General features: G+C 71.5%; 20 protein-coding genes. 7 read left to right on the forward strand and 13 right to left on the reverse strand.

Annotated elements, in window-relative coordinates; genetic code table 11:
• The first annotated feature begins 44 nt into the window (after positions 1–44).
• The gene (locus tag ACGH52_RS05360; protein WP_399937939.1) at positions 45–1,103 is read left to right on the forward strand and encodes a fatty acid desaturase family protein; all 1,059 of its coding nucleotides are present in this window, start codon (positions 45–47) and stop codon (positions 1,101–1,103) included.
• An 18-nt stretch (positions 1,104–1,121) separates the two neighbouring features.
• On the opposite strand, the gene ACGH52_RS05365 is transcribed toward ACGH52_RS05360, so the two are convergent.
• The 4 genes from ACGH52_RS05365 to ACGH52_RS05380 all read right to left on the reverse strand — a co-directional run bounded on the left by ACGH52_RS05365 (position 1,122) and on the right by ACGH52_RS05380 (position 3,408).
• Complete coding sequence (locus tag ACGH52_RS05365; RefSeq protein WP_123621720.1) at positions 1,122–1,958, reverse strand: undecaprenyl-diphosphate phosphatase; 837 nt, start codon at positions 1,956–1,958, stop codon at positions 1,122–1,124.
• 39 nt (positions 1,959–1,997) lie between these two features.
• Entirely contained in the window at positions 1,998–2,372 is a 375-nt protein-coding gene (gene crcB / locus ACGH52_RS05370) for a fluoride efflux transporter CrcB (protein WP_399937941.1), read from the reverse strand.
• Positions 2,373–2,445: 73 nt separating this feature from the next.
• Positions 2,446–2,910: a fluoride efflux transporter CrcB gene (gene crcB / locus ACGH52_RS05375; RefSeq protein WP_121702879.1), complete on the reverse strand. Its 465-nt coding sequence runs from the start codon at positions 2,908–2,910 to the stop codon at positions 2,446–2,448.
• A gap of 210 nt (positions 2,911–3,120) precedes the next feature.
• Positions 3,121–3,408: a helix-turn-helix domain-containing protein gene (locus ACGH52_RS05380; RefSeq protein WP_076973080.1), complete on the reverse strand. Its 288-nt coding sequence runs from the start codon at positions 3,406–3,408 to the stop codon at positions 3,121–3,123.
• A gap of 130 nt (positions 3,409–3,538) precedes the next feature.
• Here ACGH52_RS05380 and ACGH52_RS05385 point away from each other — a divergent pair, with 130 nt between their 5' ends.
• Positions 3,539–3,946, forward strand: a complete 408-nt coding sequence (locus ACGH52_RS05385; RefSeq protein ID WP_076973081.1) for a MarR family winged helix-turn-helix transcriptional regulator — start codon at positions 3,539–3,541, stop codon at positions 3,944–3,946.
• A gap of 33 nt (positions 3,947–3,979) precedes the next feature.
• Here the strand turns inward: ACGH52_RS05385 and ACGH52_RS05390 are convergent, their stop codons facing one another.
• On the reverse strand, positions 3,980–4,390 hold the full coding sequence (locus tag ACGH52_RS05390; protein ID WP_076973082.1) for an SseB family protein: 411 nt from the start codon (positions 4,388–4,390) through the stop codon (positions 3,980–3,982).
• Positions 4,391–4,602: 212 nt separating this feature from the next.
• Here ACGH52_RS05390 and ACGH52_RS05395 point away from each other — a divergent pair, with 212 nt between their 5' ends.
• Entirely contained in the window at positions 4,603–6,057 is a 1,455-nt protein-coding gene (locus ACGH52_RS05395) for a glyceraldehyde-3-phosphate dehydrogenase (RefSeq protein WP_059297373.1), read from the forward strand.
• 138 nt (positions 6,058–6,195) lie between these two features.
• Positions 6,196–8,478: a hypothetical protein gene (locus ACGH52_RS05400; RefSeq protein ID WP_399937944.1), complete on the forward strand. Its 2,283-nt coding sequence runs from the start codon at positions 6,196–6,198 to the stop codon at positions 8,476–8,478.
• 78 nt (positions 8,479–8,556) lie between these two features.
• Here ACGH52_RS05400 and ACGH52_RS05405 read toward each other — a convergent pair whose 3' ends face one another.
• From ACGH52_RS05405 to ACGH52_RS05420, 4 genes are all read right to left on the reverse strand, one after another.
• The gene (locus tag ACGH52_RS05405) at positions 8,557–11,952 is read right to left on the reverse strand and encodes a CARDB domain-containing protein (protein WP_399937946.1); all 3,396 of its coding nucleotides are present in this window, start codon (positions 11,950–11,952) and stop codon (positions 8,557–8,559) included.
• Positions 11,953–12,349: 397 nt separating this feature from the next.
• Complete coding sequence (argG, locus tag ACGH52_RS05410) at positions 12,350–13,795, reverse strand: argininosuccinate synthase (protein ID WP_059297376.1); 1,446 nt, start codon at positions 13,793–13,795, stop codon at positions 12,350–12,352.
• Positions 13,796–13,841: 46 nt separating this feature from the next.
• On the reverse strand, positions 13,842–15,281 hold the full coding sequence (locus ACGH52_RS05415) for an NAD-dependent succinate-semialdehyde dehydrogenase (protein ID WP_399946640.1): 1,440 nt from the start codon (positions 15,279–15,281) through the stop codon (positions 13,842–13,844).
• Positions 15,282–15,378: 97 nt separating this feature from the next.
• Positions 15,379–16,644 (reverse strand): aspartate aminotransferase family protein, encoded by a 1,266-nt coding sequence (locus ACGH52_RS05420; protein ID WP_399937949.1) that lies wholly within the window; start codon positions 16,642–16,644, stop codon positions 15,379–15,381.
• A gap of 151 nt (positions 16,645–16,795) precedes the next feature.
• Here ACGH52_RS05420 and ACGH52_RS05425 point away from each other — a divergent pair, with 151 nt between their 5' ends.
• Together ACGH52_RS05425 and ACGH52_RS05430 are read left to right on the forward strand one after the other, a co-directional pair.
• Positions 16,796–18,475: a PucR family transcriptional regulator gene (locus tag ACGH52_RS05425; protein WP_399937951.1), complete on the forward strand. Its 1,680-nt coding sequence runs from the start codon at positions 16,796–16,798 to the stop codon at positions 18,473–18,475.
• Between the two features lie 39 nt (positions 18,476–18,514).
• The gene (locus ACGH52_RS05430; protein ID WP_059297379.1) at positions 18,515–19,087 is read left to right on the forward strand and encodes a dihydrofolate reductase family protein; all 573 of its coding nucleotides are present in this window, start codon (positions 18,515–18,517) and stop codon (positions 19,085–19,087) included.
• Between the two features lie 66 nt (positions 19,088–19,153).
• On the opposite strand, the gene ACGH52_RS05435 is transcribed toward ACGH52_RS05430, so the two are convergent.
• The 4 genes from ACGH52_RS05435 to ACGH52_RS05450 are packed head-to-tail and all read right to left on the reverse strand — an operon-like array spanning position 19,154 to position 24,636.
• Positions 19,154–21,553 carry a beta-glucosidase gene (locus ACGH52_RS05435; protein WP_399937953.1) on the reverse strand — a complete coding sequence of 800 codons (2,400 nt, stop codon included), beginning with the start codon at positions 21,551–21,553 and terminating at the stop codon, positions 19,154–19,156.
• Positions 21,550–22,368: a carbohydrate ABC transporter permease gene (locus tag ACGH52_RS05440; protein WP_399937955.1), complete on the reverse strand. Its 819-nt coding sequence runs from the start codon at positions 22,366–22,368 to the stop codon at positions 21,550–21,552. The genes ACGH52_RS05435 and ACGH52_RS05440 overlap by 4 nt, the downstream gene beginning before the upstream one ends.
• Complete coding sequence (locus tag ACGH52_RS05445; protein ID WP_059297382.1) at positions 22,365–23,321, reverse strand: carbohydrate ABC transporter permease; 957 nt, start codon at positions 23,319–23,321, stop codon at positions 22,365–22,367. The genes ACGH52_RS05440 and ACGH52_RS05445 overlap by 4 nt, the downstream gene beginning before the upstream one ends.
• Positions 23,322–23,331: 10 nt before the next feature.
• Positions 23,332–24,636, reverse strand: coding sequence for an ABC transporter substrate-binding protein (locus ACGH52_RS05450; protein ID WP_121700852.1), 1,305 nt, complete (start codon positions 24,634–24,636; stop codon positions 23,332–23,334).
• Positions 24,637–24,774: 138 nt separating this feature from the next.
• On the opposite strand from ACGH52_RS05450, the gene ACGH52_RS05455 reads away from it, so the two are divergent.
• Positions 24,775–25,824, forward strand: coding sequence for a LacI family DNA-binding transcriptional regulator (locus tag ACGH52_RS05455; RefSeq protein ID WP_210975420.1), 1,050 nt, complete (start codon positions 24,775–24,777; stop codon positions 25,822–25,824).
• Positions 25,825–25,837 lie beyond the last annotated feature (13 nt).

Consider the following 25,837-nt stretch of genomic DNA (forward strand, 5'->3'; position numbering starts at 1 on the left):
GGACGCCATTCTGCGCACGGGAAGCCGTTCACATACTCAAGTACATGGTCGAATCAACGGTGCTCGTCGAGAGCCTGCCCACGCCCGCACGGGAAAAGGGACGCGAGAAGGGGAGCGACTTCTCCGAACTCTCCCGGCGCATAGCCGACGCGGATCTGCTCCGGCGCCGCCCGCTGTACTACACGGTCCGTTTCGGCGCCGTCGCCCTCGCGCTCGCCGGCGGTGTCGCCGCGTTCGTCTCCCTGGGGAACAGCTGGAGCCAGCTGTTCGTCGCGGTCGCGCTCGCCGTCGTCTTCGGCCAGCTCGGACTGGCGGCCCACGACCTCGCCCACCGGCAGGTCTTCACGCGCCGGCGCCCCAGCGAGGCGGGCGGCCTGCTGGTGGCCAACCTGTTGCTGGGCATGAGCTACGGCTGGTGGATGAACAAGCACACCCGCCACCACGCGAACCCGAACCACGAGGAGAAGGACCCGGACGTCTCCCCCGACATCCTGGTCTGGTCGCGGGGGCAGGCGAGCCGGGCGACCGGGCTCCCGCGGTTCGTCGGCAGGCACCAGGCCGCCCTGTTCTTCCCGCTGCTGACGCTGGAGGGCCTCAACCTGAGCTTCAACAGCTTCAAGGCGCTGGGCAGCCGGGCCGTGAAGCGGCCGGTCCTGGAGGGCACGCTGCTCGTGGCCCACTTCGCGCTGTACTTCGGCGGCCTGTTCACGGTCCTCTCCCCGGGCAAGGCGCTCGTCTTCCTCGCCGTGCACCAGGGGTTGTTCGGTATCTACCTGGGCTCGGTCTTCGCGCCCAACCACAAGGGCATGCCGATGATCGAGGAGGGCATGCGGCTGGACTTCCTGCGCCGTCAGGTCCTGACCTCGCGCAACGTGCGGGGCGGCGTGCTCGTCGACGCCTTCATGGGCGGCCTGAACTACCAGATCGAGCACCACCTCTTCCCCAGCATGCCGACCCCGGCCCTGGGCCGGGCCCAGGCCATCACCGAGGCGTACTGCGCCGAGCTGGGCGTGCCGTACCACCAGACGGGGCTGCTGGCCTCGCACCGCGAGGCGCTGCGGCACATGAGGAGCGTCGGGGAGCCGCTGCGCGCGGCCCGCTGACCGGGCGGCGCTCGGCGGTCAGCTGTGCAGCACGCCCGCGCCGAGCAGCCCGAACAGCAGGACGCCGACCGCGATCCGGTAGATCACGAACGCGTTGAAGGAGTGCTTGGCGACGAACTTCAGCAGCCAGGCGATGGAGGCGTAGGCCACCACGAAGGAGACGAGGGTGCCGACCGCCAGGGGCGCGGCACCCGCTCCGGTGCCCAGGGCGTCCTTCAGCTCGTACAGGCCCGCCCCGGTCAGGGCCGGGATGCCGAGGAAGAAGGACAGCCGGGTGGCGGCGACCCGGTCGAGGTCGAGCATCAGGGCGGTGGACATGGTGGCGCCGGAGCGGGAGAAGCCCGGGAAGAGCAGGGCGAGGATCTGGGAGCCGCCGACCAGCATCGCGTCCTTGAAGGACGTGTCGTCCTCGCCCCGCTTGTGCCGGCCGGTGCGGTCGGCCCACCACATCACGCCGCTGCCGACGATCAGCGAGCCCGCGACCACCCACAGCGAGGCGAGGGGTCCCTTGATCAGGGGTTTGGCGGCCAGGCCGACGAGGACGATGGGGATGGTGGCGAAGACGACCCACCAGGCGAACTTGTAGTCGTGGTGGTACCGCTCCTCCGGGTCGCGCAGCCCGCGCGCCCAGGCGGAGACGATCCGCGCGATGTCCTTGGAGAAGTAGACGAGCACGGCGGCGATCGCGCCGACCTGGATGACCGCGGAGAAGCCGATGACGGCGTCGTCGTCGACCGGGATGCCCATCAGCCCCTCGACGATCTTGAGATGTCCGGTGGAGGAGACGGGCAGGAACTCGGTCACCCCCTCGACGGCTCCGAGGACGACGGCCTGACCGATGCTGATGGCGCTCATGGCATCCAGTTCCTACTACACCCGGCTGTGTGCCCGGGGTCAGGTCCAGAGCGCGTCGGCCAGAGTCACCCCCGCGAACGCCGCCGCGAGGCCGGCCGCCACGCTCCCCGCCACGTTCACGGCGGCCTGCAGGCGCGCGCCGGTCTCGGTCAGCCGGAGCGTCTCGTAGGAGAAGGTCGAGTACGTGGTGAGGGCGCCGCACAGCCCGGTCCCCAGCAGCAGCCGCAGCTCGGAGCCGGCCACCCCGGCCAGGGCGGCGCCGGTCAGCAGCCCGAGGACCAGGCTGCCGATCACGTTGACCGTGAAGGTGCCCCAGGGGAAGCCGGAGTCGTGCCGGGACTGCACGGCCCGGTCGGTGAGGTAGCGCAGCGGGGCGCCGACCATGCCGCCCGCGACGACCAGTAGCCAGTTCACGACGGCCTCCGGCCCTCGTACCCGACGACCTCAACGTGGACGGTCAGGCGCAGGGCACTGCCGGTCAGCCTCGTCATGACTGCCTCCACTTCAGGACCCGGCGGGCCGCCCGTGCGGCGAGCCACACCGCCGTGAGTGCCGCGAGCGGGGTCGCGGCGAGGTAGGCCAGGCCGGTGGGGACCCGGCCGTCGGCGAACAGGGTGCGGGTGTCGACGGCGTAGGTGGAGAAGGTGGTGAAGCCGCCGAGCACGCCGGTGCCGAAGAAGGGCCGGACCAGGCGGTGCGCGGTCCACACCTCGGTGCTGACCACCATGAACACGCCGATCACGGCGCAGCCCGCGACATTGACCCCGAAGGTCGTCCAGGGGAAGGTCCCGCTCTGCGTCGGCCACCACAGGGCGGCCGCGTAGCGGGCGGCGGCGCCGGTGCCGCCGCCGAGGGCCACCACTGCGACGACCGGTGCCTGGGCGCGCCACCCGGACCGTCTCCGGACGGCGGCCCGGAGCCCGCCGGGGCGCCGGGTCCTGGGGACTGTCATGGTCGTACGTCTCCTACTCGCCGGGCAGGGGGCGCCCCCTGCGCAAGTCAAGTAGGGACCGTCGGCGGCGCCTGAGCCGCGGTTCGGGTACGGCGGGCCCCACCGCCGCGCCGCGCCCCTGCGGGCCGCGGCCGATCCTCAGCGTAGCGCCGGGGCGGCGCCCGGGTCACTCCGGGAGGGTGGCTGGTCGCTCCGGGAGGGTGCCCGTGCCTACCAGCCCTTCTCGAACATCCGCGCCACCTCGGCGATCCGCACCTCGTCGCGCCGGTAGTACGTGCGGCGGCGGATCCTCCGGGCGCGGAGCAGGCCCAGAGCGGCGAGCAGCCCCAGGTGGGTCTCGGCCACCCGGCGGGGGACGCCGAGCTTCGCGGCGACGGGGCCCGCGTGGACACCGTGCTCGACGGGGTCGACGCGGCGCTGCGCCGGGAAGTGCGCGGCCGGGTCCTTGAGCCACTCCAGGATGTCGAGACGCGTGCCGTGCACGGGGGTCCTGAGCATCTCGTCCTCACCTCCGCGCGAGCCCGCCCCTGCCGTGTGCCTCCACCTTCCCGCAGCCGGGGTCCCGTTGTCCGGCAACCGGGCCATTTGCACATTCAACCAATATCGGTTCCGGTGCTACCGTTCACACATGGGAGCCAGGACGGCCGGTGCGCGGCTCGAGGAACGGTGGCGGGACATCCTGTCGGCGCACGCGCGCACGATGTGCGAGATCGACCGGGCCCTGCACCCGTACGGCCTGGGCGCGAGCGACTTCGAGGTGCTCGACCTCCTCGTGACCGAGGGGCCCGGTGCCGGCGACCGGTGCCGGGTGCAGAACCTGGCCGGCCGGGTCCACCTGAGCCAGAGCGCGCTGTCGCGGCTGATCGCCCGGCTGGAGAAGGACGGGCTGGTGCAGCGCTCCATGTGCGCGGAGGACCGGCGCGGCGTGTACGTCGCGCTGACCCCCAGGGGCCGGGACCTGCACGCCGAGATACTGCCGCTGCAGCGGGCCGCGCTGGCCCGCACGCTCGGCGACGACGAGGGCCCCCGCCCCTGACGGGAGCGGAGGCCCTCGCCACCGGCTCAACCCCTAAGGGCGGGCCAGCAGGGTGCGTACGCCGTCCGACGTGAGGGTGAGACGGTGCTCCGAGCCGGCGTCGATGGACAGCGAGAGGTCGTCGGCCGGCCACTGCGCGGCGAGGGCGCCCAGCGGCACCATGCGGTAGCGGGAGACGTACGGCAGCAGGTCGGCCATCTCCAGCTCCGAGGTGAACACGGGCACCACCTGACGGCCGCCCTGCTGTTCCAGTACGGGCAGCGCCAGCATGCCGGGATCGGCGGCGTCCTGGTCGTTCGCGTCGTCGGGCACCGGCACGAGGACGTCGCTGCTCGCGAGCGTGTCGAGCGCCGCCGTGTTGTCAGCGGCCTCCGGGGTCTCGGCGAGCGTGTCCAGTGCCCGCTGGGCGGGCGTCACGGGGTGGTCGTTCGCGGGTGTCTCCATGGCAGATTCCCTGGTAGCGGCGGTGTGGCGGCCCGCACGGATCATCGGCGCGGACACGGTCCAGCCTCGCGTACCCGGTACGTCCACGGCGCAATCCTGTTCGAGACGGACGCCCGGCCCCGTACTCATCTGATCGGCCGGGGGCCCACTTGATCGATCATCATCATGATGGGGTTAGCATATGAGCGCCGCCTAGCTCGAAAGATAGAGACGTGACTGTCAACGACGACTCGTTCACCAACTGGAAGCACCGCGAAGAGACCGCGGAATCGATGATCCCGATGATCGGGAAGCTGCACCGGGAGCAGGACGTCACGATCCTGCTGCACAGCCGTTCCCTGGTGAACAAGTCGGTGGTCAGCATCCTCAAGACCCACCGCTTCGCCCGCCAGATCGCCGGGGCGGAGCTGTCGGTCGGCGAGACGATGCCCTTCCTGCGGGCGCTCACCACGCTCGACCTCGGGCCCTCGCAGATCGACATCGGCATGCTCGCCGCGACCTACCGGACCGACGACCGGGGCCTGTCGGTCGAGGAGTTCACGGCCGAGGCCGTCGCCGGGGCCACCGGCGCCAACAAGATCGACCGGCGTGAGGGCCGCGACGTCGTCCTGTACGGCTTCGGCCGCATCGGCCGCCTCGTCGCCCGGCTGCTCATCGAGAAGGCGGGCTCGGGCAACGGGCTCAGGCTGCGCGCCATCGTCGTCCGGGGCGGCGGCGAGCGGGCCGCCGAAGACATCGTCAAGCGCGCCTCGCTGCTGCGCCGTGACTCCGTGCACGGCCAGTTCCAGGGCACGATCACCGTCGACGAGGAGAACAGCACGATCCTCGCCAACGGCAACGCCATCAAGGTGATCTACGCGGACGATCCGAGCCAGGTCGACTACACGGCGTACGGCATCAAGGACGCCATCCTCATCGACAACACGGGCAAGTGGCGCGACCGCGAGGGCCTGTCGAAGCACCTGCGTCCGGGCGTCGACAAGGTCGTGCTGACCGCGCCGGGCAAGGGCGACGTCCCGAACATCGTCCATGGCGTCAACCACGACACCATCAAGCCGGACGAGCGGATCCTGTCCTGCGCCTCCTGCACCACCAACGCGATCGTCCCGCCGCTGAAGGCGATGGAGGACGAGTACGGCGTGCTGCGCGGTCACGTGGAGACGGTGCACTCGTTCACCAACGACCAGAACCTGCTGGACAACTACCACAAGTCGGAGCGCCGCGGCCGCAGCGCGCCGCTGAACATGGTCATCACGGAGACCGGCGCCGCCTCGGCGGTCGCCAAGGCGCTGCCCGACCTCAAGGCGCGGATCACCGGCAGCTCGATCCGGGTGCCGGTGCCGGACGTGTCGATCGCGATCCTCAACCTCCAGCTGGCCCGGGAGGCGAGCCGCGAAGAGGTCGTGGACCACCTGCGCGAGGTGTCGCTGACCTCGCCGCTCAAGCGTCAGATCGACTTCATCAGCGCGCCCGACGCCGTCTCCAGCGACTTCATCGGCTCGCGCCACGCCTCGATCGTGGACGCCGGCGCGCTGAAGGTCGAGGGCGACAACGCGATCCTCTACCTCTGGTACGACAACGAGTTCGGCTACTCCTGCCAGGTCGTCCGCGTCGTGCAGCACGTCTCCGGCGTGGAGTACCCGACGTATCCGGCTCCGGCGGTCTGATCCGCGGCACGGGCCACACGAGGGGCGGTGGGACGACGGTCCCCACCGCCCCTCGCGCGTGCGGAGGCCGACACGTATCGGCGGCCCCGGCCGGGGCATGCGTGTGAGGGCACACCCCGTTGATACGAGAATGGTTCCATGAACGCACAGGTCCTGCGCCCGCCCTGGGTCGAGGTGCTGGTCCGGTGCGTGGCGGTGCTGAGCCTGACCGTCCTGGCCTCGGCGGCCGTCGTCCGCAGCACGGTGCTGGACCCCGGGTTCTACGGCAAGGTGCTGGAGGACGAGCGCGCCTACCAGCGCTTCTACGACGAGGTGCTGGTGGACCCGGGCAGTACGCCGTTCACCAGCGACCTGCTGGAGCGGCTGCCGGTGCCGCAGTCGACCATCACCTCGAACCTCAAGGTGGTGATCCCGCCGGAGACGCTGCGGACCATGGGCGACGGGCAGATCGCGGAAATGGTCCACTACCTGGAGGGCGACCGCGACCGGCTGCGGATCACGGTCGACCTGGAGCCCGTCGTCGCGAACGTCGAGCGGCTCAGCCAGGCGTACTTCGGTGACGCCGTCGCCGCGCTGCAGAAGCGGTCCGAACCCGACTTCCAGGCCTTCGTGCAACGCGTGTCGGAACTGGCGGCGCAGGTGGTGGCCGGTGAGGCACCGCTGGACGAGCTGCCGACGCTGCCGCTCTCGCACGGCCAGGCGGTCGCGGCCACGGACGCGCTGATGGGTCTGGTGCCGGACGGCACGACGCGCGAGGGGATCAGATCCACCGTGATGACGGCGCTGGACCGGGGCGACGTGGCCTCGGCCCTGGCCGCGATCGCCCCGGTGGCCCTGACCGACCAGGTCCGGGAGACCGCGGAGGAGCTGTTGCGGGAGGCGCGGCAGGGCACCTGGGTCGTCACCGTCGACGTCCAACCCGGCACCGAGGCACTGGCGCCACTGGACCGCGCCCGGAACGTGACCCGGCTCTTCCAGGACGTGGTGGAACCGGCGGCGGCCGTGCTGTGCGCCGCCGCGCTCACCCTGCTGTGGTTCCTGACGCCGTCGCCCGCCAAGCGCCGGCTGATTCCGCTGGGCTGGGTGCCGGCGGCCGCCGCCGCCCTGATGGCCCTCGGCGTGCTCGTGCTGCGGCTCACGCTGGGCGACACGCTGTTCGGCACGCCGCCGTCGTGGCCGCCCGCCGCCGAGGGGCTGCTGGCCGACGTCCAGGCCGCCGCGCTCGACCGGCTGCTGACCACCGCCGTCGTCGTCGCGGTGATCCTGCTCGCCGCGGGCGCCCTGCTGATCACCGTCGGCTGGGTCTGGCAGACCCGGCCCAGCGTGCCGGTCCTCACCGATCCGCGGCACGTTCCGGCGCTGACCTTCACCGTCACCGCCGTCGCCCTCGTCGGGACGATGCTGGCGCCGGTGGCGATCACCGGCTCCTCCCCGCGCATCTGCCAGGGCAGCGCCCAGCTGTGCGACGCCCGTTACGACGAGATCGCCCAGCTCGCGTCGCACAACGCGATGGCGACGACCGCCGACCGGTTCATCGGCCCCCTCCAGGACCCGGACATCGTCGGCCAGCTGGGCGCGGGATCACGGGTCCTGCTGCTCGACACCCACCGCTGGGAGCGGGCCGAGGAGGTCGCGGAGCGGCTCAGCACCTCCGACTTCTCCCCCGCCGAGCGCCGTCGGCTGACCACGATCCTGGGACGGGTGAACCCGCCCCACCCGGGCCTGTGGCTGTGTCATTCGGTGTGCGGCGCCGGGGCCCTCGAACTGGAGCCGACGCTGCGGCAGATCGGCGAGTGGCTGCGCGACAACCCCACGGAGATCGTCACGCTGATCCTCCAGGACGGCGTGGACGCGGAGACGACCCAGGAGGCCTTCGTCCGGGCCGGGCTGTCGGACCTGCTGTACCAGCCGGACCCGGACCCGGACCGTCCGTGGCCGAAGCTGGGGGACATGATCGACAGCGGTCGGCGGCTGGTCGTCTTCGCGGAGAAGGCGGACGGGCCCGCGCCCTGGTACCGGAACCTCTACCGGTACGGCATGGAGACGCCGTTCGCCTTCCGCAGCCCGGACGAGATGTCCTGCCTGCCCAACCGGGGCGGCTCGGACAAGCGGCTGTTCCTGCTGAACCACTTCGTCACGGCGGGCGGCGGGCTGCGGCTCGACGCCGGGGTCGTCAACTCCCGCCAGCGGGTGCTGGAGCGGGCGCACACCTGCGAACGGCAGCGCGGCAGGCCGGTCAACTTCATCGCGGTGGACTACGCGACGATCGGCGACGCGATCGGCGCGGTGAACGAACTCAACGCCGCGCGTCTTGAGGACGACACCCGCGTCCCCGTCCAGCGCACACCCGGTCGGCTCCCGGGCGCGGCGGAAGCCCGGCGGCGCGGTGGTGCTCCGCGCCGCCGGGCGGTCTCCCGCTGACCGGCTCCGGCCAGGTCGGCCGCTGACGACCGGCTCCTGCCGAGACCGGCTCCTACTGGCCGGCTCCTCTCGGCCGGTCTACTGGTTGATCTTGAACTGGGAGCCGGGTTCGATCCGTATGTCCCCCTTGGCCGAGTTGGTGATCGTGACGTCGGTCAGGGTCGCGCTGCCGCGGGCACCGCCCATCGCGAGGATGCCGGCCCCGTTGTTCGACTTGTCGATGCGGACGTTCTCGATCTTCACGTCCGGCATCGCGCCGCCTCCCGTCTTGAACTGGATGCCGTCGTAGGTCGAGTCGAGGATCTCGGTGTCCCGGATGGTCACGCCCGGGATGTCCTGCCCCTGGGCGAACAGGGTGATGGCGCCGAACTCCTGCGCCTCGCCCCAGAACGCGCCGCCCGTGCGGTGCAGGGCGTTGCCCGCGATGAGGGTCTGCCCGGAGAAGGGCAGCGGGTCGTGGTCGGTGGCGAGCATGATGCCGGGGTAGTTCATGGTGTCGGAGACGACGTTGTTCTCGATGGTGTTGCCGTAACCGCCGTACACCGCGATGCCGTTGGCCCGCCAGGGCAGCTGGATCGTGTTGTTGCGGAAGTGGTTGTCGTGGCCGATGTCCACGGACGTGTCCTTCACGTACTTGTTGGCCCAGACCGCGAGCGAGTCGTCGCCGGTGGTGCGGAAGGAGGAGTTGTAGACGGTGGAGTTGCGGGTGCCGTTGGAGAAGTTGATGCCGTCCGCGTAGGTGTCGCGGATGCGCATGCCGGTGAACTCCAGGCCGTCGGCGGGGCCCCACAGCTCGGGGATGTTCGAGTAGTCGCGGCCGACCCAGACACCGACGTTGGCGTGCTCGATCCACACGTTGCTGATCTTGGTGTCCTTGCCGAACCGGCCGTTGAGGCCGACGCCGCCCTCCGCGTTGCCGTCGCCGCCGCGGATGGTGCCCGAGCCGAAGATGGCGATGTCGGAGATCTGCGTGTTGTCGTCGATGTCGAAGCCGAAGTTGCCCTCGTGCGGGTGGTTGATGCCGCCGGCCTCGTGCGGCGGGGTCAGGGTGGAGAGCTGGGAGTGCCACATCCCGGCGCCCCGGATGGTGACGTCGCTGATGCCGACCTGGTTGTACTGGCCGCGGTTCTGCGGGTCGTCGGTGAGGATCTTCTGCTCCTGGCGCCACTGCCCGGCGGGGATCCAGACGCAGTCGATCCTGCCGTTCTGGTCGTCGGTGACGGCGCGCTGGATGGCGTCGGTGTCGTCGAGTCCGTCGCCGGGGACGGCCCCGTACTCGGTGATGGAGGTGCACTCGGCGGGCTTGGTCTTGGCGGGCGCGACCTGCTCCAGGTCGATCAGGTCGACGACGTAGAAGGCGGCCGAGTCGCCGGAGTCGCGCTGAAGGCGGAACTCGGTGCCCTGCGGGAAGGTCCGGTCGAGGAGCGCGTGGGACTCGTCGAAGAGGCGCCGGGCGTCACCGCCGGGCCGGTTGGTGAGGCCCTCCGGGTCGTCGGTGCTGCCGTAGAGCCAGCTGTGCTTGGACGACAGGTTCAGCTTCTGCACGAACCGGCCGTCGGCGTAGAGGCTGAGGGTGGCCTCGGCTCCGCCGCCGCCGGGGGCGTCGGGGATGGAGTTGCGCACCACGATGGAGTTGGTGGGTGTGGTGGAGGTGAACTCGACGTACTCGCCGGTCGAGTCGAGCCGGACGGACGCGCGGCCCGAGGACTCGGTGCCGAAGTTGGTGTGCCCGAAGGTCCGCTTGGCGTCGGTGGTGAGCAGGGTGCCGTCGTACCGGCCGTCCTCCGCCTCGTACGCGGTGTACGGCACGGCGGCGCCGCGTCCGACGACGAGGGACTTGGCGAGCACGTTGTTGTTCTCGTTGGTCTCGGCGACGCGTGCGGTGGCGTCGGCGGTGGCGGTGAGGGTGACCCCGCCGCCGGTCGCCTTCCAGGTGCCGCTGATGGGGACGTTCACCGTGGCGCCCGCCGCGACCTGCCCGGTCGTGCCGTCCAGGGTGGTGGAGCCGGCCTGGACGCGGGTCACCGAGCCCGCCTCGACGGCGCTGGTGCCGCGGTTGTGCACGGCGACGGTGAAGGAGACCTCGGCGCCCACCGCCGGGTTGGCCGGGTTGGTGGTGACGGAGCGCACCTCGAGGTCGGGTCCGGGCGCCCGGTCGACGACGAGGCGGTCGCCGGCGGAGCGGCTGTTGTTGGTGTCGTCCAGTTCGGCGACGGTGTCCTTCGGGTCGGCCACGGCGGCGACCGCGTAGCTGCCGGCCGCGTGGGTGCCGGTGGCGACGGCGACCTCGGCGGACTCGCCGGGGTCGAGCGCGGGGACCGCGGCGCTGCCCGCCGCGACGCCCTCCACGGTGACTTCGGTGGTGGTCGCGGTCGAGGCCGCGGTACCGGCGTTGCGGACCGTGGCGTTGACGGTGACCTCGTCGCGCTCGTTCGGCGCGGCGGGCGACCAGTCGAGGCCGGTGACCGTGAGGTCGGGCGCGGGTGCGGCGCTGCCGAGGACCTGGAACTCGGCGACCTGGCCGCCGGGGGCGCCGGTGTTGGAGAAGAACCGGAGCCGTACGTCGGAGACCCGGCCGCTGACCGGGATGGTCACCGCGTTGTCCTGGCCCGGGCTGAAGGCGTAGTCGGCGCGCTCGCGCAGCGAGGTGAAGGCGCTCTCGCCCTGGGCCCGTCCGAACACCTGGATGCTCTGGGTGCGGGCGGCCCAGACGGGGTCGGGGTTGAGCTTGACCACGACACCGCTGACGTCGGCGTCGGCGCCGAGCTTGACGGTGAGGTCGGCCGGGTTGCCGGCGGCCTCCCAGTACGTGGAGGTGGAGTCGTCGGTGGCGTTGGCGGCGACGTAGTTCTGGGTGGTGGAGGTGGCCTCGGCCGGCTTGTTGCGGGCGAGGTTGGTGCCGGTGGGCGGCGGCCCGGTGTCGACGTCGTCGCCGTACACCTCGACCTCGGCCAGTTGCGCGGCGTTCCAGCCGGTGTTGCCGGTGACGTCGACGCGGACGTAGCGGGCCTCGGAGGGTGAGTCGAGGTCGATGGCGACGGTGCCCGCCTGCGCCGGGCCGAACGCCCGTCCCTCCGAGGCGTCGAGGCTGTGGAACGCGGAGCCGTCGGTGCTGCCCCGCAGGGAGAGCGTCTGGGTCCGGCTCTCCCACCCGGCGGGCAGTTTGAGCACCACCCGGTCCACCTCACGAGCGGTGCCGAGGTCGACCTGCAGCCACTGCGGGAAGGAACCGGCCGGCCCCTCCCAGTAGGTGGCCTGCTGTCCGTCGGTGGCGTTGCCCGCCGGGTAGGCGCCGTGCGAGCCGCCCGCCTTGGCGGGGCGGCCGAGGGCCAGATTGACGTCGGCGGCGGCCGTCACCTGCGCCGACGCCGCCTGCGCGCCGGTGGCCAGGGGCAGTGGCAGCAGCCCGACCGTCATCAGCCCGGCGACGGCGGCGCCCGTGAGCGTCCGTCGGCCGAGAGATCTCCGTCTCATGGGGGTCCTCTGTTCCGTGGGGAGTCGGGGAGGGCGCGACGGTCCGGCAGTTGGGGGGAAGCACCGACTCTGCGCGCCAATTGAGCAGGACAGTCGATTCTTTGCGGAAAGTGCGTCATCAGGTTTCTAGCGCGTCACCGGTTTGTCAACGGTCGCGGTAGAGGCGGGAATTGGCACGTAAACAGCTTGCGTTGCTTGCACCGCTCTTGCGTGGCACGTGAACTGGCAAGAGAGGACCGGAGAAAGCCGGATGGGCCGTTCGAAGCATGCAAGGCACGCAAGTCGTGCACGAGGGTGAGCAACAGACGTGGCAAAACAACAAGGGCCGGCCCGACGCCCTCAGGCGTCGAGCCGGCCCTCGCCGGTGCGTGGCCCCCGGTCGCGGGGGACGGTGGGATCAGTCCGTGCCGGACTCCATCGCGGCGCGGTCCAGCAGTTCGTCCTCGGCGGAGACCTCGCCGCGGGAGGCGATGGCCTGCGCGCCGCCCTCCGGCATGGCGCCGATCAGCCCGGTCGCGGCGGCCTGGGCGGCGCCGATGGCGGGGTTGGCGGTGCCGATGAGGCCGAGCCCGGCGTACTGCTCCAGCTTGGCGCGGGAGTCGGCGATGTCCAGGTTGCGCATGGTCAGCTGGCCGATCCGGTCCACGGGACCGAACGCGGAGTCCTCGGTGCGCTCCATGGACAGCTTGTCCGGGTGGTAGCTGAACGCCGGGCCCGTGGTGTCGAGGATCGAGTAGTCCTCGCCGCGCCGCAGCCTGAGGGTCACCTCGCCGGTGACCGCCGAGCCGACCCAGCGCTGGAGCGACTCGCGGATCATCAGCGACTGCGGGTCCAGCCAGCGCCCCTCGTACATCAGCCGGCCGAGCCGCCGGCCCTCGGTGTGGTACTGGGCGAGGGTGTCCTCGTTGTGGATGGCGTTGACCAGGCGCTCGTAGGCGGCGTGCAGCAGGGCCATGCCGGGGGCCTCGTAGATGCCGCGGCTCTTGGCCTCGATGATCCGGTTCTCGATCTGGTCGGACATGCCCATGCCGTGGCGGCCGCCGACGGCGTTGGCCTCCATCACCAGGTCGACCGGGGAGGCGAACTCCTTGCCGTTGATCGTCACCGGGCGGCCCTGGTCGAAGCCGATGGTCACGTCCTCGGGCGCGATCTCGACCGACGGGTCCCAGAACCGCACGCCCATGATGGGCTCCACGGTCTCCACACCGGTGTCGAGGTGCTCCAGCGTCTTGGCCTCGTGGGTGGCGCCCCAGATGTTGGCGTCGGTGGAGTAGGCCTTCTCCGTGGAGTCCCGGTAGGGCAGGTCGTGGGCGACCAGCCACTCCGACATCTCCTTGCGGCCGCCCAGCTCGGTCACGAAGTCCGCGTCCAGCCACGGCTTGTAGATCCTGAGCTGCGGGTTGGCGAGCAGGCCGTACCGGTAGAACCGCTCGATGTCGTTGCCCTTGAACGTGGAGCCGTCGCCCCAGATCTGGACGTCGTCCTCGAGCATCGCCCGCACGAGGAGCGTGCCGGTGACGGCACGGCCCAGCGGCGTGGTGTTGAAGTAGGCACGCCCGCCCGAGCGGATGTGGAACGCCCCGCAGGTGAGCGCGGCCAGTCCCTCCTCGACCAGCGCCGCGCGGCAGTCGACCAGGCGCGCGACCTCGGCGCCGTACGTCTTCGCGCGGTCGGGCACCGAGGCGATGTCGGGCTCGTCGTACTGGCCGATGTCGGCGGTGTACGTGCAGGGGACGGCGCCCTTGTCACGCATCCACGCGACCGCGACCGAGGTGTCGAGGCCGCCCGAGAAGGCGATACCGACGCGCTCGCCGGTGGGGAGGGAGGTGAGGACCTTGGACATAGGAAGAGTATGCATGATTACGCATGACCATGCAAAGCCTTCTCCGTCACCGGTTGGGCAGCGCCACGTACTGGTACTCCAGGAACTCCTCGATCCCGGCCCGGCCGCCCTCCCGGCCCAGGCCCGACTGCTTGACGCCGCCGAAGGGCGCGGCCGGGTTGGAGACCAGGCCGGTGTTGAGGCCGACCATGCCGACCTCCAGGCGCTCGCTGACCCGCAGCGCGCGGTCCAGGCCCTCGGTGAAGACGTAGCCGACGAGCCCCCACGGGGTGTCGTTGGCGCGGCGGACCACCTCGTCCTCCTCGTCGAAGGTGAGGATCGCCGCGACCGGGCCGAAGATCTCCGTGCCCATCAGACGGCTGTCCGGCGCGACGTCGGTGAGCACCGTGGGCGGGTAGAAGCAGCCGGGCCCCTCGGGTGTGGTGCCGCCCACCAGCACCCGGGCGCCGCGCTCCACCGCGTCGGCGACCAGGTCCTCGACCTTGGCCCGCCCGGCGGCGTCGATGAGCGGGCCGACGTCCACGCCGTCGTCGGTCCCGGGGCCCACGACGAGCGCCCCCATCCGCCGGGCCATCCGGTCGGCGAAGTCCTCAGCCACCGAGCGGTGCACGAAGAAGCGGTTGGCGGCGGTGCAGGCCTCGCCCATGTTGCGCATCTTGGCGACCATCGCGCCGTCCACGGCGGCGTCCAGGTCCGCGTCGTCGAAGACGACGAACGGCGCGTTGCCGCCCAGCTCCATCGAGGTCCGCACGACCGTGTCCGCGCACTGGGCGAGGAGCAGCCGGCCGACGGCCGTCGAACCGGTGAAGGACAGCTTGCGGATCCGCCCGCCGCGCAGCAGCGGCTCGCACACCTCGCCCGCCCTGGAGGTGGTGACGACGTTCAGCACCCCGTCCGGCAGTCCCGCCTCCTTGAGGATCGCGGCGAGCGCCAGGCTGGAGAGCGGGGTCTGCGGGGCCGGTTTGAGCACCATCGTGCAGCCGGCCGCGATCGCCGGGCCGATCTTGCGGGCGCCCATGGCGAGCGGGAAGTTCCACGGAGTGATCAGCAGACAGGGGCCGACCGGGCGCCGGGAGAGCAGCATGCGGTGGCGTCCGTCGGGCAGGACCCCGTGCCCGCCGTCGATCCGGACGGCCTCCTCGGAGAACCAGCGGAGGAACTCCGCGGCGTAGACGACCTCGCCCCGGGCCTCGGCGAGCGGCTTGCCCATCTCGGAGGTCATCAGGCGGGCCAGTTCGTCCGTGCGCTCCAGCACGATCTCGTGGGCGCGGCGCAGGATCTCGCTACGCGCCCTGGGTGCCGTCCTGGCCCACTCCTGCTGCGCCTGGACCGCCGCCTCCTCGGCGAGCCGGGCGTCCTTGGGGCCCGCGTCGGCGACGTGGGCGAGGATCTCGCCGGTGGCGGGGTCGTCCACGGGCATGACGGCGCCGTCCGCGGCGTCCGCCCAGGCACCGCCGAGGAACAGCTGCGTGGGGGTGTCGGGGATGTCGGTCATGGGGTCCCTCCTGATCACCGGTGCGTCGGGCGTACGGGGCGGGCCGTGCGTACGGGGCAGCTCGTGCGATGTGGCGCGGCGGCCGTCGTCATCGCGCCTCCCCCGACGTCCCGGCCCGGACGGCGGCGGCCCAGGCCCGGAGCCCTTCGTCCACGGCCGTCTCGTCGATCACCAGGGCCGGGATCATCCGGACCACCTGGTTCCAGGCCCCGCAGAGCAGCAGGAGCAGCCCTTCGTCGACGGCGGCCCGCTGCACCCGGGCGGCGGTCTCGGGGTCCGGCTCGCCGTCCTCGGTGACGAACTCGCTGGCCAGCATCAGTCCCATGCCCCGTACGTCGCCGATGGCCGGGGTCCGGGACGCCACCGCCTCCAGTCCGTGGCGGAGCCGGGCGCCCATCGCCTCGGCGTTCTCGACGAGCTTCTCGTCGCGTACGACGTCCAGCGTGGCGCAGGCCGCCGCGCACGCTACCGCGTTGGCGCCGTACGTCCCGCCCTGCGAGCCCGCCCAGGCCTTGCGCATCAGCTCCTCCGGGGCGGCGATGCCGGACAGCGGGAAGCCGCTGGCCAGTCCCTTGGCGGTGACGAGGATGTCGGGGGTGACGCCGAAGTGCTCGTGGCCCCAGAACCGGCCGGTGCGGCCCACGCCGGTCTGCACCTCGTCGAGGATCAGCAGGAAGCCGTGCCGGTCGGCGCGCTCGCGCAGGCCCTGGACGAAGGCGCGGTTCGCGGGTACGTAGCCGCCCTCGCCGAGGACCGGTTCGACGATCACGGCGGCGGTGTCGGCGGGCGGGGAGATCGTCTGGAGGGTGTAGTCGAGTTCCCTGAGGGCGAAGCGGGTGGCCGTCTCCTCGTCCCAGCCGTAGCGGAAGGCGGTCGGGAACGGGGTGACGACCACGCCGCTCATCAGCGGCGAGAACCCGGACCGGAAGCGGGTGCCGGAGGTGGTCATGGAGGCGGCGGCCACCGTGCGACCGTGGAAGCCGCCGTGGCAGACCAGCACGTTGGGCCGTCCGGTGGCCTGACGGGCGAGACGCAGCGCGGCCTCGACCGCCTCGCTGCCGGAGTTGGTGAAGAACAGGCTGTCCAGGCCCTGGGGCAGCACCTCGCCGAGTTTGTCGACCAGGCGCCGCAGCGGCGGGTGCATGACGGTCGTGTACTGGCCGTGGACCAGGGTGGCGACCTGCTCCTGGGCGGCGGCCACGACCCTGGGGTGGCAGTGCCCGGTGCTGGTGACGCCGATCCCGGCGGTGAAGTCCAGATAGCGGCGGCCGTCCTCGCCGTCGAGGTGGACGCCCTCGCCCCGGACCGCCACCACGGGGGTGGCCTGGCGAAGGTGCGGCGACAGTGCGGTCATGCTCGTCTCCCGGCCGGTTCGTCGGTCTCCTGCGGTCCCGGGAGCCTTCCCGCCCCGTCGGGCGCGGCAACGCGTGATCTGTCCGGACGGGGCAGTGTGTCCGGACGATGTGTCAGGCGTTCGGCGTAACCTGGGTGCCCAGGGAGGCACCGTGAGTGAGAGCCGGCAGCCGGGCCCGGCGGGCCGGTCGCCCACCGTGGCCGACGTGCTGGCCCTGCCGGTCGTGGCCGGTGGTGATCCGCGGGTGGTGACCGGTGCGGAGCACCTCGGCCGTCCGGTCCGCTGGGTCCACGTCACCGAGTTGACGGACCCCGCGTCCTTCCTGAAGGGCGGCGAACTCGTCCTCACCACCGGCATGCCCCTGCCCGACGACCCCGCCGGTGTCCGCCGCTACGTCGACGAACTCGCCGCGGTCGGTGCCGCCGCCCTCGTCATCGAGCTGGTACGCCGCTATCACCGGCCGCCCGATGCCCTGGTCCGGGCCTGCCGTGCGCGCGGGCTGCCGCTCGTCACGCTCGCCAGGGACGTCAACTTCCTGGAGGTCACCCAGGTCGTCCACACCCTGATCGTCGGCCACCAGGCGGACGCGATCCACCGGACCCAGCGGGTCCACGAGGCGTTCACCGCGCTCACCCTGCGCGGCGCGGGCCCGGAGGAGGTGCTGCGCGCCGCGGCGGAGATGAGCGGCCGTACGGTCGTACTGGAGAACCTGGTCCACCTGGCGCTGGTGTGCGAGCCCTCCGGGACCACGGTCCGGGCGGCGCTCGCGGACTGGGAACGGCGCTCACGCACCACGCCGGCCACCGACCGCGCGGGGGTGTCCGGTCCCGAGGGCTGGCTGGCGGCCCCGGTGGAGTACCAGGGCGAGCGGTGGGGCCGGGTGGTCATGCTCCCCGCCGCGCTCCCCGGCCGGGTCTTCGGGCCCGAGGACGTCACCGTGCTGGAGCGGACCGCGATGGCGCTCACCATCGCCCGTCTCACCCGCCCCACGCCCTGGGAGCGCACCGCCCACCGCAACGCCCTGCGCGACCTGGTCGAGCGGCGGCACCGCTCCCCCGGGGACGCGCGGGCCCGCGTCGCGGCCCTGGGGCTGCCCGCCGAGCACGCCCGGTTCGTCGCCGTCCTCGCGGACCTGCCGCCGTCCGAGCGGGACACCGGCGCGGCCGAGGCCCGGCTCTGCGAGGAACTGACCGCGACGGGGGCGCAGGCCCTCGTCGGGCTCCTCTCCCCCACCCGCCTGGGCGTCCTGCTGGCGCTGCGCCCGTCCCGGCCGTGGCGCGAGGCCGTCGAGGAGGTGAGCCGCACCGTCCTGGACGCGGCCCCGGGCGCGACGGTGAGCGCGGGTGCGCCCGCCGAGGACCTCGCCGACGCGGCCCGCTCGTTCCGCGAGGCGGCCCGGGTGGCCGAGGCCACCGAACCCGGCCGTTCCCTCCCGCCCGGCCGTTCCTTCCACGAGCGGTCCGACATCGGGCTGCGCCGCCTGCTGTACGCGCTGCGCGACGACCTCCGCGTCCAGGATTACGCGGAACGGCTGTTGGGCCCGCTGCTCGACCACGACGCCCGGCACGGCACCGACCTCGTGGCGACCCTGCGCGGCTATCTGGACGCCGCGGGCAACAAGACGGAGGCCGCCCGTTCGGCCGGTCTGTCCCGGGAGACGGTCTACCAACGGCTGCGTATCATCGAACGGTTGCTCGGCCGCGATCTCGAGTCCGGCGAGCAGCGCACCGAACTCCACGTGGCCCTGCACGCCGTCGACGCACTGCGGGCATCCCCGCGCACCCGCCCCGGAGAGGGCACCGATGAGTTTTTCCCCGGCCCCGGGTCGTAGGGGTACACAGACCGGACACGAATTGTTGAGGAACTCCGCATGCGTACTCTGATCAGCACCGCCTTCGTCTCGCTCGACGGTGTCATGGAGGCTCCGGGCGGCGAGCCCGGCTACCGGAACTCCGGATGGACCGTCAAGCTCGTGGACTTCCTCCCCGAGGCGTACGAGATCAAGGGCCGGGAGCAGGGCGAGGCCGCGGCACTGCTCCTCGGCCGGGCGAGCTACGAGGCGTTCAGCCCGGTGTGGCCCGACATGGCGGAGTTCCCGGAGTACCGGACGATGCCGAAGTACGTCGTCTCCACCACCCTCACCGAGGACGACCTGGTGACGAACTGGGGCGAGACGACGATCCTGCGCTCGCTCGACGAGGTCGCGGCGCTGAAGGAGACCGAGGGCGGCCCGATCATCGTCCACGGCAGTGCCGCCCTGAACCGGAGCCTGTCGGACGCCGGTCTGATCGACCGCTACCACCTGCTGGTCTTCCCGCTCCTGCTCGGTGCGGGCAAGCGTCTGTTCAGCGACACGGACAAGGACGCCCAGCAGCTGAGGCTCGTCGAGCACGAGGCCTACGCCAACGGCATCCAGAAGAACGTCTTCGACGTCGTGCGCTGAGCCGTGCGGCGAGCGGTGGCGCCGGGGCCGAGGACCCGGGACCACCGCTCGTTCTGTGCCGCCGGTTCAGGCGCCCTCGACGGTCTCCCGGGCCTTCTGCGCCTCCTGCGTGAACACCGCGTGCAGCCGCCGCGTGTGGTCGACCCGGCGTTCCGGGCCGGTGAGCGCGACCGTCGCCGTCAGCCGCGGCTCGGTGCTGGACGCGGCGAACCGCAGCTCCAGGTCACCCGGTTCGACGACGCGGTGGCCGTCGCGGCCGGTGAAGGAGGCGAGGTCGGCGGGTACCTCGACGCGCACCCTGCGGGCCTCGCCGGGGGCCAGCGGCACCCGCGTGTAGCCGACGAGTCGCTGTACCGGCTGGACGACGGAGGCGACCGGGTCGTGCAGGTAGAGCTGCACCACCTCAGTGCCGTGCCGTTCGCCGGTGTTGCGGACGGTCAGTTCCAGCGCGAACTCACCGTCGGTCGGCGCCTCCTTGGTGTGCACCGCGAGGTCGCTCCAGTCGAACGCGGTGTACGTGAGCCCGTGCCCGAAGCCGAAGGCCGGTGTCGGGTCGATGCTGGACACCTCGCTGGCGTGGGCGAGCCGCGCCCCCAGGTAGGTGGTCGGCTGGGCACCCGCACCGCTGGGCACGCTGACGGGCAGTCTCCCCGAGGGGCTGGTGCGCCCACTGAGGACACCGGCGATCGCGGCGGTGCCCTCCTCGCCGGGGAAGAACGACTGCATGATCGCGGCGGACCGAGCGACGGCGCGACCGAGCGCGTAGGGCCGTCCGGCGAGCAGGACCGTGACCACCGGTGTGCCGGAGTCGAGCAGCGCGTCGAGGAGCTGCTGCTGGGCGCCGGGGAGCGCGAGGGACTCGGCGTCGCAGCCCTCGCCGCTGGTGCCGCGGCCGAACAGGCCCGCGCGGTCGCCGAGCACGGCGACGACGACGTCCGCCTCGCGGGCCGCGTCCACCGCCGCGCCGATGCCGGACAGGTCGCCGTCGTCGACGCCGGTGCCGCGGGCGACGGTGATGTCCGCGTCGGGGAACTCGGCGGTCAGCGTGTCGTGCAGGGTGGGCAGCTCGATGCCGACCGGGACCTCCGGGTGCTGCACTCCGACGTGGCGCGGGAAGGAGTAGCAGCCCAGCACGGCGGTCGCCTCGGTGGCGTTGGGGCCGACCAGGGCGATGCGGCGGGGCCGGGCGAGCGGCAGGGTGCCGTCGTTGGTGAGCAGCACGACCGCCTTCTCGGCGATCTCGCGGGCCAGTTCCCGGTTCTCGGGCCGGTCCAGGTCGATGCTGCCGCGCAGCGCCTCCGGGTCCGCGAGGTCCACCCCGTCGAGCGCGGGCGGGACCGGGCTCCAGTCCGGGTCGAGCAGTCCCAGCTCCGCCTTCTGGCCGAGGACGCGGCGCAGCGCCCGGTCGACGAGGGCCTCGGGGACCCGGCCCTCGGTGACCGCCTCGACGAGCGGGGCGCCGAACGTCTTGACGGTGGGCAACTCGACGTCGACGCCCGCTCCGAGCGCGGCGCCCGCGGCGTCGGCCCAGTCGGCGGCGATGCCGTGCAGGGTCTTGAGGAAGGCGATGCCGAAGTAGTCGGCGACGACGGTTCCCTCGAAGCCCCAGGTGTCGCGCAGCAGTCCGGTCAGCAGCGTCTCGTCGGCCGCGGCCGGCACGCCGTCGATGTCGGTGTAGGCGTGCATGACGGAGCGGGTGCCGCCCTCGCGGACGGCCATCTCGAACGGCGGCAGCAGGACGTCGGCCCGCTCGCGGGGGCCCACGGAGGAGGGGGCGAGGTTGCGCCCGGCGCGGGAGGCGGAGTAGCCGACGAAGTGCTTGAGGGTGGCGACGATCCCGGCGGACTCCAGGCCCCGCACATACGCGGTGCCGATGGTGCCGACGAGGTAGGGGTCCTCTCCGATGGTCTCCTCCACCCGGCCCCAGCGGGCGTCGCGGACCACGTCGAGGACCGGGGCGAGGCCCTGGTGGATGCCGACGGAGCGCAGGTCGCGGCCGATGGCGGCGGCCATCCGGCGCACCGCGTCCGGGTCGAAGGTGGCGCCCCAGGACAGCGGGACGGGGTAGGCCGTGGCGCCCCAGGCGGCGAAGCCGGCCAGGCACTCCTCGTGCGCCACGGCGGGCAGGCCGAAGCGGTTCGCGGAGGTGATGCGGGCCTGGGTGCGCATGAGGGAGAGCGCGCCGAGCGCGGGGTCGACGGGGACGGTGCCGAAGGGGCGGGTCAGCTGGCCGAGGCCGGCGGGGACGAGCGCGTCGAGGTCGACGGGCTCCTCCATGTCGTGCTGGTGCGGGGCGACTTCGCCGCCCTGGTCGGAGGCGCCGACCCACACGCCGTACAGCTGGGCGATCTTCTCCTCGAGGGTCATCGCGGCGACGAGCGCGTCGACTCTGGCGGCGACGGGGTGGGCCGGGTCGTTCCAGAGGGGGATTTCGGGGGTGGTCTCTACGGCCACGTCGGCAGTCACTTTCCTCCGACACCCATCAGCCCCTGGACCAGGGCACGACGGGCGAACAGGTAGACGAGCAGGATGGGCACCATGGACAGCACCACGGCTCCCAGCAGACCGGGGATGTCGATGCCGTGCGCGGTCTGGAAGTTGTACAGACCCAGGGTGACCACCTTGGTGGAGTCGGACTGGGTCAGCACGAGCGGGAACAGGAAGCCGTTCCACGCCTGGAGCGCGGAGAACACCACGATCGTGGACAGTCCCCCGCGGGACAGCGGCACGACGAGCTGGAAGAACATGCGCCGCGGGCTGGCGCCGTCCATCGCCATGGCCTCGTACAGCTCCGGGGAGATCTCGCGCATGGCGCCGCTGAGGATGAGCGCGGACATCGGCAGGCAGAACGCGGCCGTGGGCAGGATGACGCCGAGCAGGTTGTCGTACAGCCCGGCTTCGCTGATCAGGTAGAACATCGGCACGATCACGGCCTGGGCCGGGATGGCGAGGCCGAGCAGGAACAGCCGGAAGATCGCCGAGGTGGCCCTGCCGCGGCTGCGGACGATGGCGTAGGCGAGCGGCGGTACCAGCAGCAGCACGATGCCGATCACGCAGACGGTGACGACGAGGGTGTTGAGGAAGTACTGGCCGAAGCCCGAGTCGAAGGCGCCGGTGAAGTTGTCCAGCGTGAAGCTGTCCGGGAGCGAGACCGGGCCGTTCTCGGCGTAGTCCTGGCGGGTGCGCAGGGTCGCGGCGAGCATCACGTACAGCGGCAGTCCCACCAGGAGGAGCCATACGAGCGAGCCGGCGCCGGCCAGGTAGTTGGGTCGGCGCCTCATGACACACCCTCCATGGAGCTGCGCATCTTGTCGTAGCCGGAGACCCGGACGACGATCAGCGAGATGATCGTGGCCGCCACCACCAGGGCCAGGGCGATCGCGGAGCCGATGCCGTAGTCGAAGCCCTTGAAGGCCTTGTCGTACATGTAGTAGGCGCTGATGGTGGTGTCGGTGCCGGGGCCGCCCTGGGTCAGGATCAGGACCGTCTCGAACGTGGTCAGACCTCCGACGATCATCAGGATCATCGAGGTGATCATGGAGGTGCGCAGCTGCGGCAGGGTGATGTGGAAGAACTGCCGGTAGCGGCCCGCCCCGTCGATCTCCGCCGCCTGGTAGAGCACCGGCGGGACCGCGCGGGCGGCGCCCTGGTAGATCAGCGTGTGGAACGGGGTGAACTGCCAGGTGCTGACGAAGGCCAGCACCCCGATGGCGGTGCTCTGTTCACCGAAGAGGTTGCCGTCGCCGAAGAGCCAGCTCGCCTCGGCCGGGATGCCGAAGTTCGGGTCGAGCAGCGCCCGCCAGAGCACGGACACGGCCGTCGCGGACAGCAGCAGCGGGATGAAGTAGATGACCGACAGGACGGCGCGGTTGCGCTGGTGACCGGCGGCCCAGACGCCGAGCAGGATGCTCAGCGGGGTCTGCAGGACCACGCCGAGCACGGTCAGCAGCAGGGTCAGCCAGATGCTCTTGAGCATGACCGGGTCGTCGATGAGGCGCGACCAGTTGTCCGTGCCGACGAACTCGGGCGAGCTGATGCCGTCCCAGCTCATGAAGGACAGCACCGCCACCATGATCAGCGGGACGATCGCGAAGAGGAAGAAGAACAGTGCGGCGGGCACCGCCCAGCCGAAGCCGGGGCGGCCCACCGTCGTCGCGGAGGAGGCGGGCGGCCGCCGCCGGGACTCCTTGCGGACTCCGGCGGCGGGCCGTGCGCTTGTGAGGTGTGTGGTCATCAGCCGTTCGTCACTCGGTCGGGAGGGCCTGCATGGCCGTGATGAAGCCGTCCGTGTCGAGCTGTCCGTTGAAGAACTGCTGGATGGCCTTGTGCAGGTCCGAGCTGGCCTTCTGCGGATACGCCTGGTCCCAGGACAGCTGGAAGGACGGGGCCTTGGACACCAGGTCGTACTGGAAGCGCGAGTACTCGGGGGTGCCCGAACCGTCGATGAACTTGTCGGTGTTGGTCGTGGTCGGCAGGTTGCCGATGTCCAGCTGCGCCTTGACGAACTCGTCGGAGTACATGAGCTTCAGGAACTCGGCGACCGCCTCGGGGTGCTTGGTCTTCTTCATCACCGAGTAGTAGTTGTTGGTGTTGCCGGCCACGGAGGCCGGGTCGCCCTTGCCGCCCTCGACGGACGGGAAGGCGGTGTAGCCGAGGTCCTTCTCGGCGAACTCCTTGTGGTCCGTGAGCTGCTGGGAGTAGTACCAGGAACCCATCAGCTCGAAGCCGGCCTTGCCGGAGGCGACGAGCTGGACCGAGCCGCCGTTGGTGTACTTGACGGAGTCGTAGTTCTTGCCGAAGGCGCCGGTGTCGACCAGCTCCTTGATCATGTCCAGGGCCTTCTTGCTGTCCGCGCTCTCCCAGGCGCTCTTGTCGCCGCCGACGGCCTTGGCGAACAGCTCCGGACCGGCTATGCGGTCGTAGAGGTATTGGAACCACATCTGGGTGGGCCAGACGTCGCCGCCGCCGAGCGCGATCGGGGTGACGCCCGCGTCCTTGAGCTTGTCCACCGCGGCGAGCAGCTCGTCCCAGGTCTTGGGCGGCTGGACGCCCGCGTCCGCGAGGACCTTCTTGTTGTGGAACAGCAGGACCGGCTGGGTGCCGCGCATCGGTACGCCGTACGGCTTGCCGTCGACGACGGCGCTCTCGAAGACGGACGGGAGGAACTTCTTCTCCAGGTCCGGGTTCTTCTTGATGAAGTCGTCGAGCGGCAGCAGCAGGTCCGCCTTGACGAACGGCTTGATGCTGCCGCCGCCCCAGTTGAAGAAGACGTCCGGGGCCTGCGGGGTGTTGATGATCGTCTGGAGCTTCGTCTGGTAGTCGGCACCGGGGATGGTGTCGAGCACCGCCTTGACGTCGGACGTCTTGTTGAAGGTGTCGACGATTCTCTGTTCGACCTTGTTGCTGGCGTCCCCGTAGACCAGGACATGGATCTTGCCGTCGTCCGACGACGCCCCGCCGTCCCCGTCACCGCAGGCCGACAGGCTCAGCGCCAGGGCGAGCGTCGCACCGGTGGCGACCAGTCTGGGCAAGCGCGCACGTGTCTTCATCGTTCGCCTTTCGAAAGTTTCGGCGCCATCACCGAAAGTCCATGCTGGTCGGACAGTAAAGTGAGACCGGATTTCCGGTCAATGGCCGTGCGGCTGCCGACTCAAAACGTTATCGACCGCATGGCCTATCCTTCCTGCATGCACGAGGAAGTTGAGGTGAGCGCCAGGGTGACCCTGGCCGAGGTGGCGAAAGAGGCGGGGGTCTCGCCTCCGACAGTTTCGAAGGTCCTCAACGGTCGTTCGGATGTCTCCCGCTCCACCCGCGCCCGGGTGGAGCGGCTCCTCGAGATGCACGGCTACCGCCGCCGCACCCCGAGCCCACCGCGCTCACCGCTGGTCGAACTCGTCTTCCACGAGCTGGACAGCGTCTGGGCGATGGAGCTGGTCCGGGGCGTGGAGGACGTCGCCAAGGCCAACCGGACCGAGGTCGTACTCACCCGCAGCGGCACCCGGCACGCGCCCGCGCCGGACTGGATCGAGGGCGTGCTCAGGCGCAGGCCGCTGGGTGTCGTGCTGGTCTTCTCCTCGCTCCCCGCGGAGGTCAAGCACCGGCTCCGGTCCTGGGACATCCCCTTCGTCATCGTCGACCCGGCCGGCGACCCCGACCCCGACGTCCCGTCCGTCGGCTCCGCCAACTGGGCCGGAGGGCTGGCGGCGACCCGTCACCTCACCGACCACGGACACGAACGCGTCGCGATCATCACCGGGTTCGAGGACATGCTGTGCTCACTGGCCCGGCTCGACGGCTACCGCTCGGCGATGACCATGGCGGGCCTGCCGATCGACCCGGCCCTCGTCCGCTACGGCGACTACAGCATGGAGAGCGGCTTCGAGCACGGCATGGACCTGCTCGCCGGTCCCGGGCGGCCGACGGCGATCTTCGCGGGCAGCGACCTGCAGGCGCTCGGCGTGCTGGAGGCCGCCCGCGTCAGCGGCCTGAGGGTCCCTCAGGACCTCTCGGTCGTCGGCTACGACGACGTGCCGCTGGCCCAGTGGTCGAGCCCGCCGCTGACCACCGTCCACCAGCCGCTGCGGCACATGGCCGAGGAGGCCACCCGCATGCTGTTCCGCCCGGACGATCCCGGCCGGGCCGGGCGGCGCATCGAGCTGGCGACCCATCTCGTGGTACGGCAGAGCACGGCGCCACCGGGCGGGACCGCGCAGGCGCCCGGCGGCGCGGGTGGGTGAGGGGGCCCGCGGT

It is taken from the genome of Streptomyces sp. BBFR25 (genome assembly GCF_044590125.1).
Lineage (GTDB): Bacteria > Actinomycetota > Actinomycetes > Streptomycetales > Streptomycetaceae > Streptomyces > Streptomyces canus_D.

Excerpts from the sequence above, each read along its gene's own strand:
- ACGH52_RS05445 (WP_059297382.1), bottom strand. The coding sequence starts at position 23,321 with ATGACCACACACCTCACAAGCGCACGGCCCGCCGCCGGAGTCCGCAAG.
- ACGH52_RS05390 (WP_076973082.1), bottom strand. The coding sequence starts at position 4,390 with ATGGAGACACCCGCGAACGACCACCCCGTGACGCCCGCCCAGCGGGCA.
- ACGH52_RS05380 (WP_076973080.1), bottom strand. The coding sequence starts at position 3,408 with ATGCTCAGGACCCCCGTGCACGGCACGCGTCTCGACATCCTGGAGTGG.
- ACGH52_RS05430 (WP_059297379.1), top strand. The coding sequence starts at position 18,515 with ATGCGTACTCTGATCAGCACCGCCTTCGTCTCGCTCGACGGTGTCATG.
- ACGH52_RS05455 (WP_210975420.1), top strand. The coding sequence starts at position 24,775 with ATGCACGAGGAAGTTGAGGTGAGCGCCAGGGTGACCCTGGCCGAGGTG.
- ACGH52_RS05385 (WP_076973081.1), top strand. The coding sequence starts at position 3,539 with ATGGGAGCCAGGACGGCCGGTGCGCGGCTCGAGGAACGGTGGCGGGAC.
- ACGH52_RS05360 (WP_399937939.1), top strand. The coding sequence starts at position 45 with ATGGTCGAATCAACGGTGCTCGTCGAGAGCCTGCCCACGCCCGCACGG.
- ACGH52_RS05405 (WP_399937946.1), bottom strand. The coding sequence starts at position 11,952 with ATGAGACGGAGATCTCTCGGCCGACGGACGCTCACGGGCGCCGCCGTC.
- ACGH52_RS05450 (WP_121700852.1), bottom strand. The coding sequence starts at position 24,636 with ATGAAGACACGTGCGCGCTTGCCCAGACTGGTCGCCACCGGTGCGACG.
- crcB (WP_121702879.1), bottom strand. The coding sequence starts at position 2,910 with ATGACAGTCCCCAGGACCCGGCGCCCCGGCGGGCTCCGGGCCGCCGTC.
- ACGH52_RS05420 (WP_399937949.1), bottom strand. The coding sequence starts at position 16,644 with ATGACCGCACTGTCGCCGCACCTTCGCCAGGCCACCCCCGTGGTGGCG.
- ACGH52_RS05400 (WP_399937944.1), top strand. The coding sequence starts at position 6,196 with ATGAACGCACAGGTCCTGCGCCCGCCCTGGGTCGAGGTGCTGGTCCGG.
- ACGH52_RS05365 (WP_123621720.1), bottom strand. The coding sequence starts at position 1,958 with ATGAGCGCCATCAGCATCGGTCAGGCCGTCGTCCTCGGAGCCGTCGAG.
- argG (WP_059297376.1), bottom strand. The coding sequence starts at position 13,795 with ATGTCCAAGGTCCTCACCTCCCTCCCCACCGGCGAGCGCGTCGGTATC.
- ACGH52_RS05440 (WP_399937955.1), bottom strand. The coding sequence starts at position 22,368 with ATGAGGCGCCGACCCAACTACCTGGCCGGCGCCGGCTCGCTCGTATGG.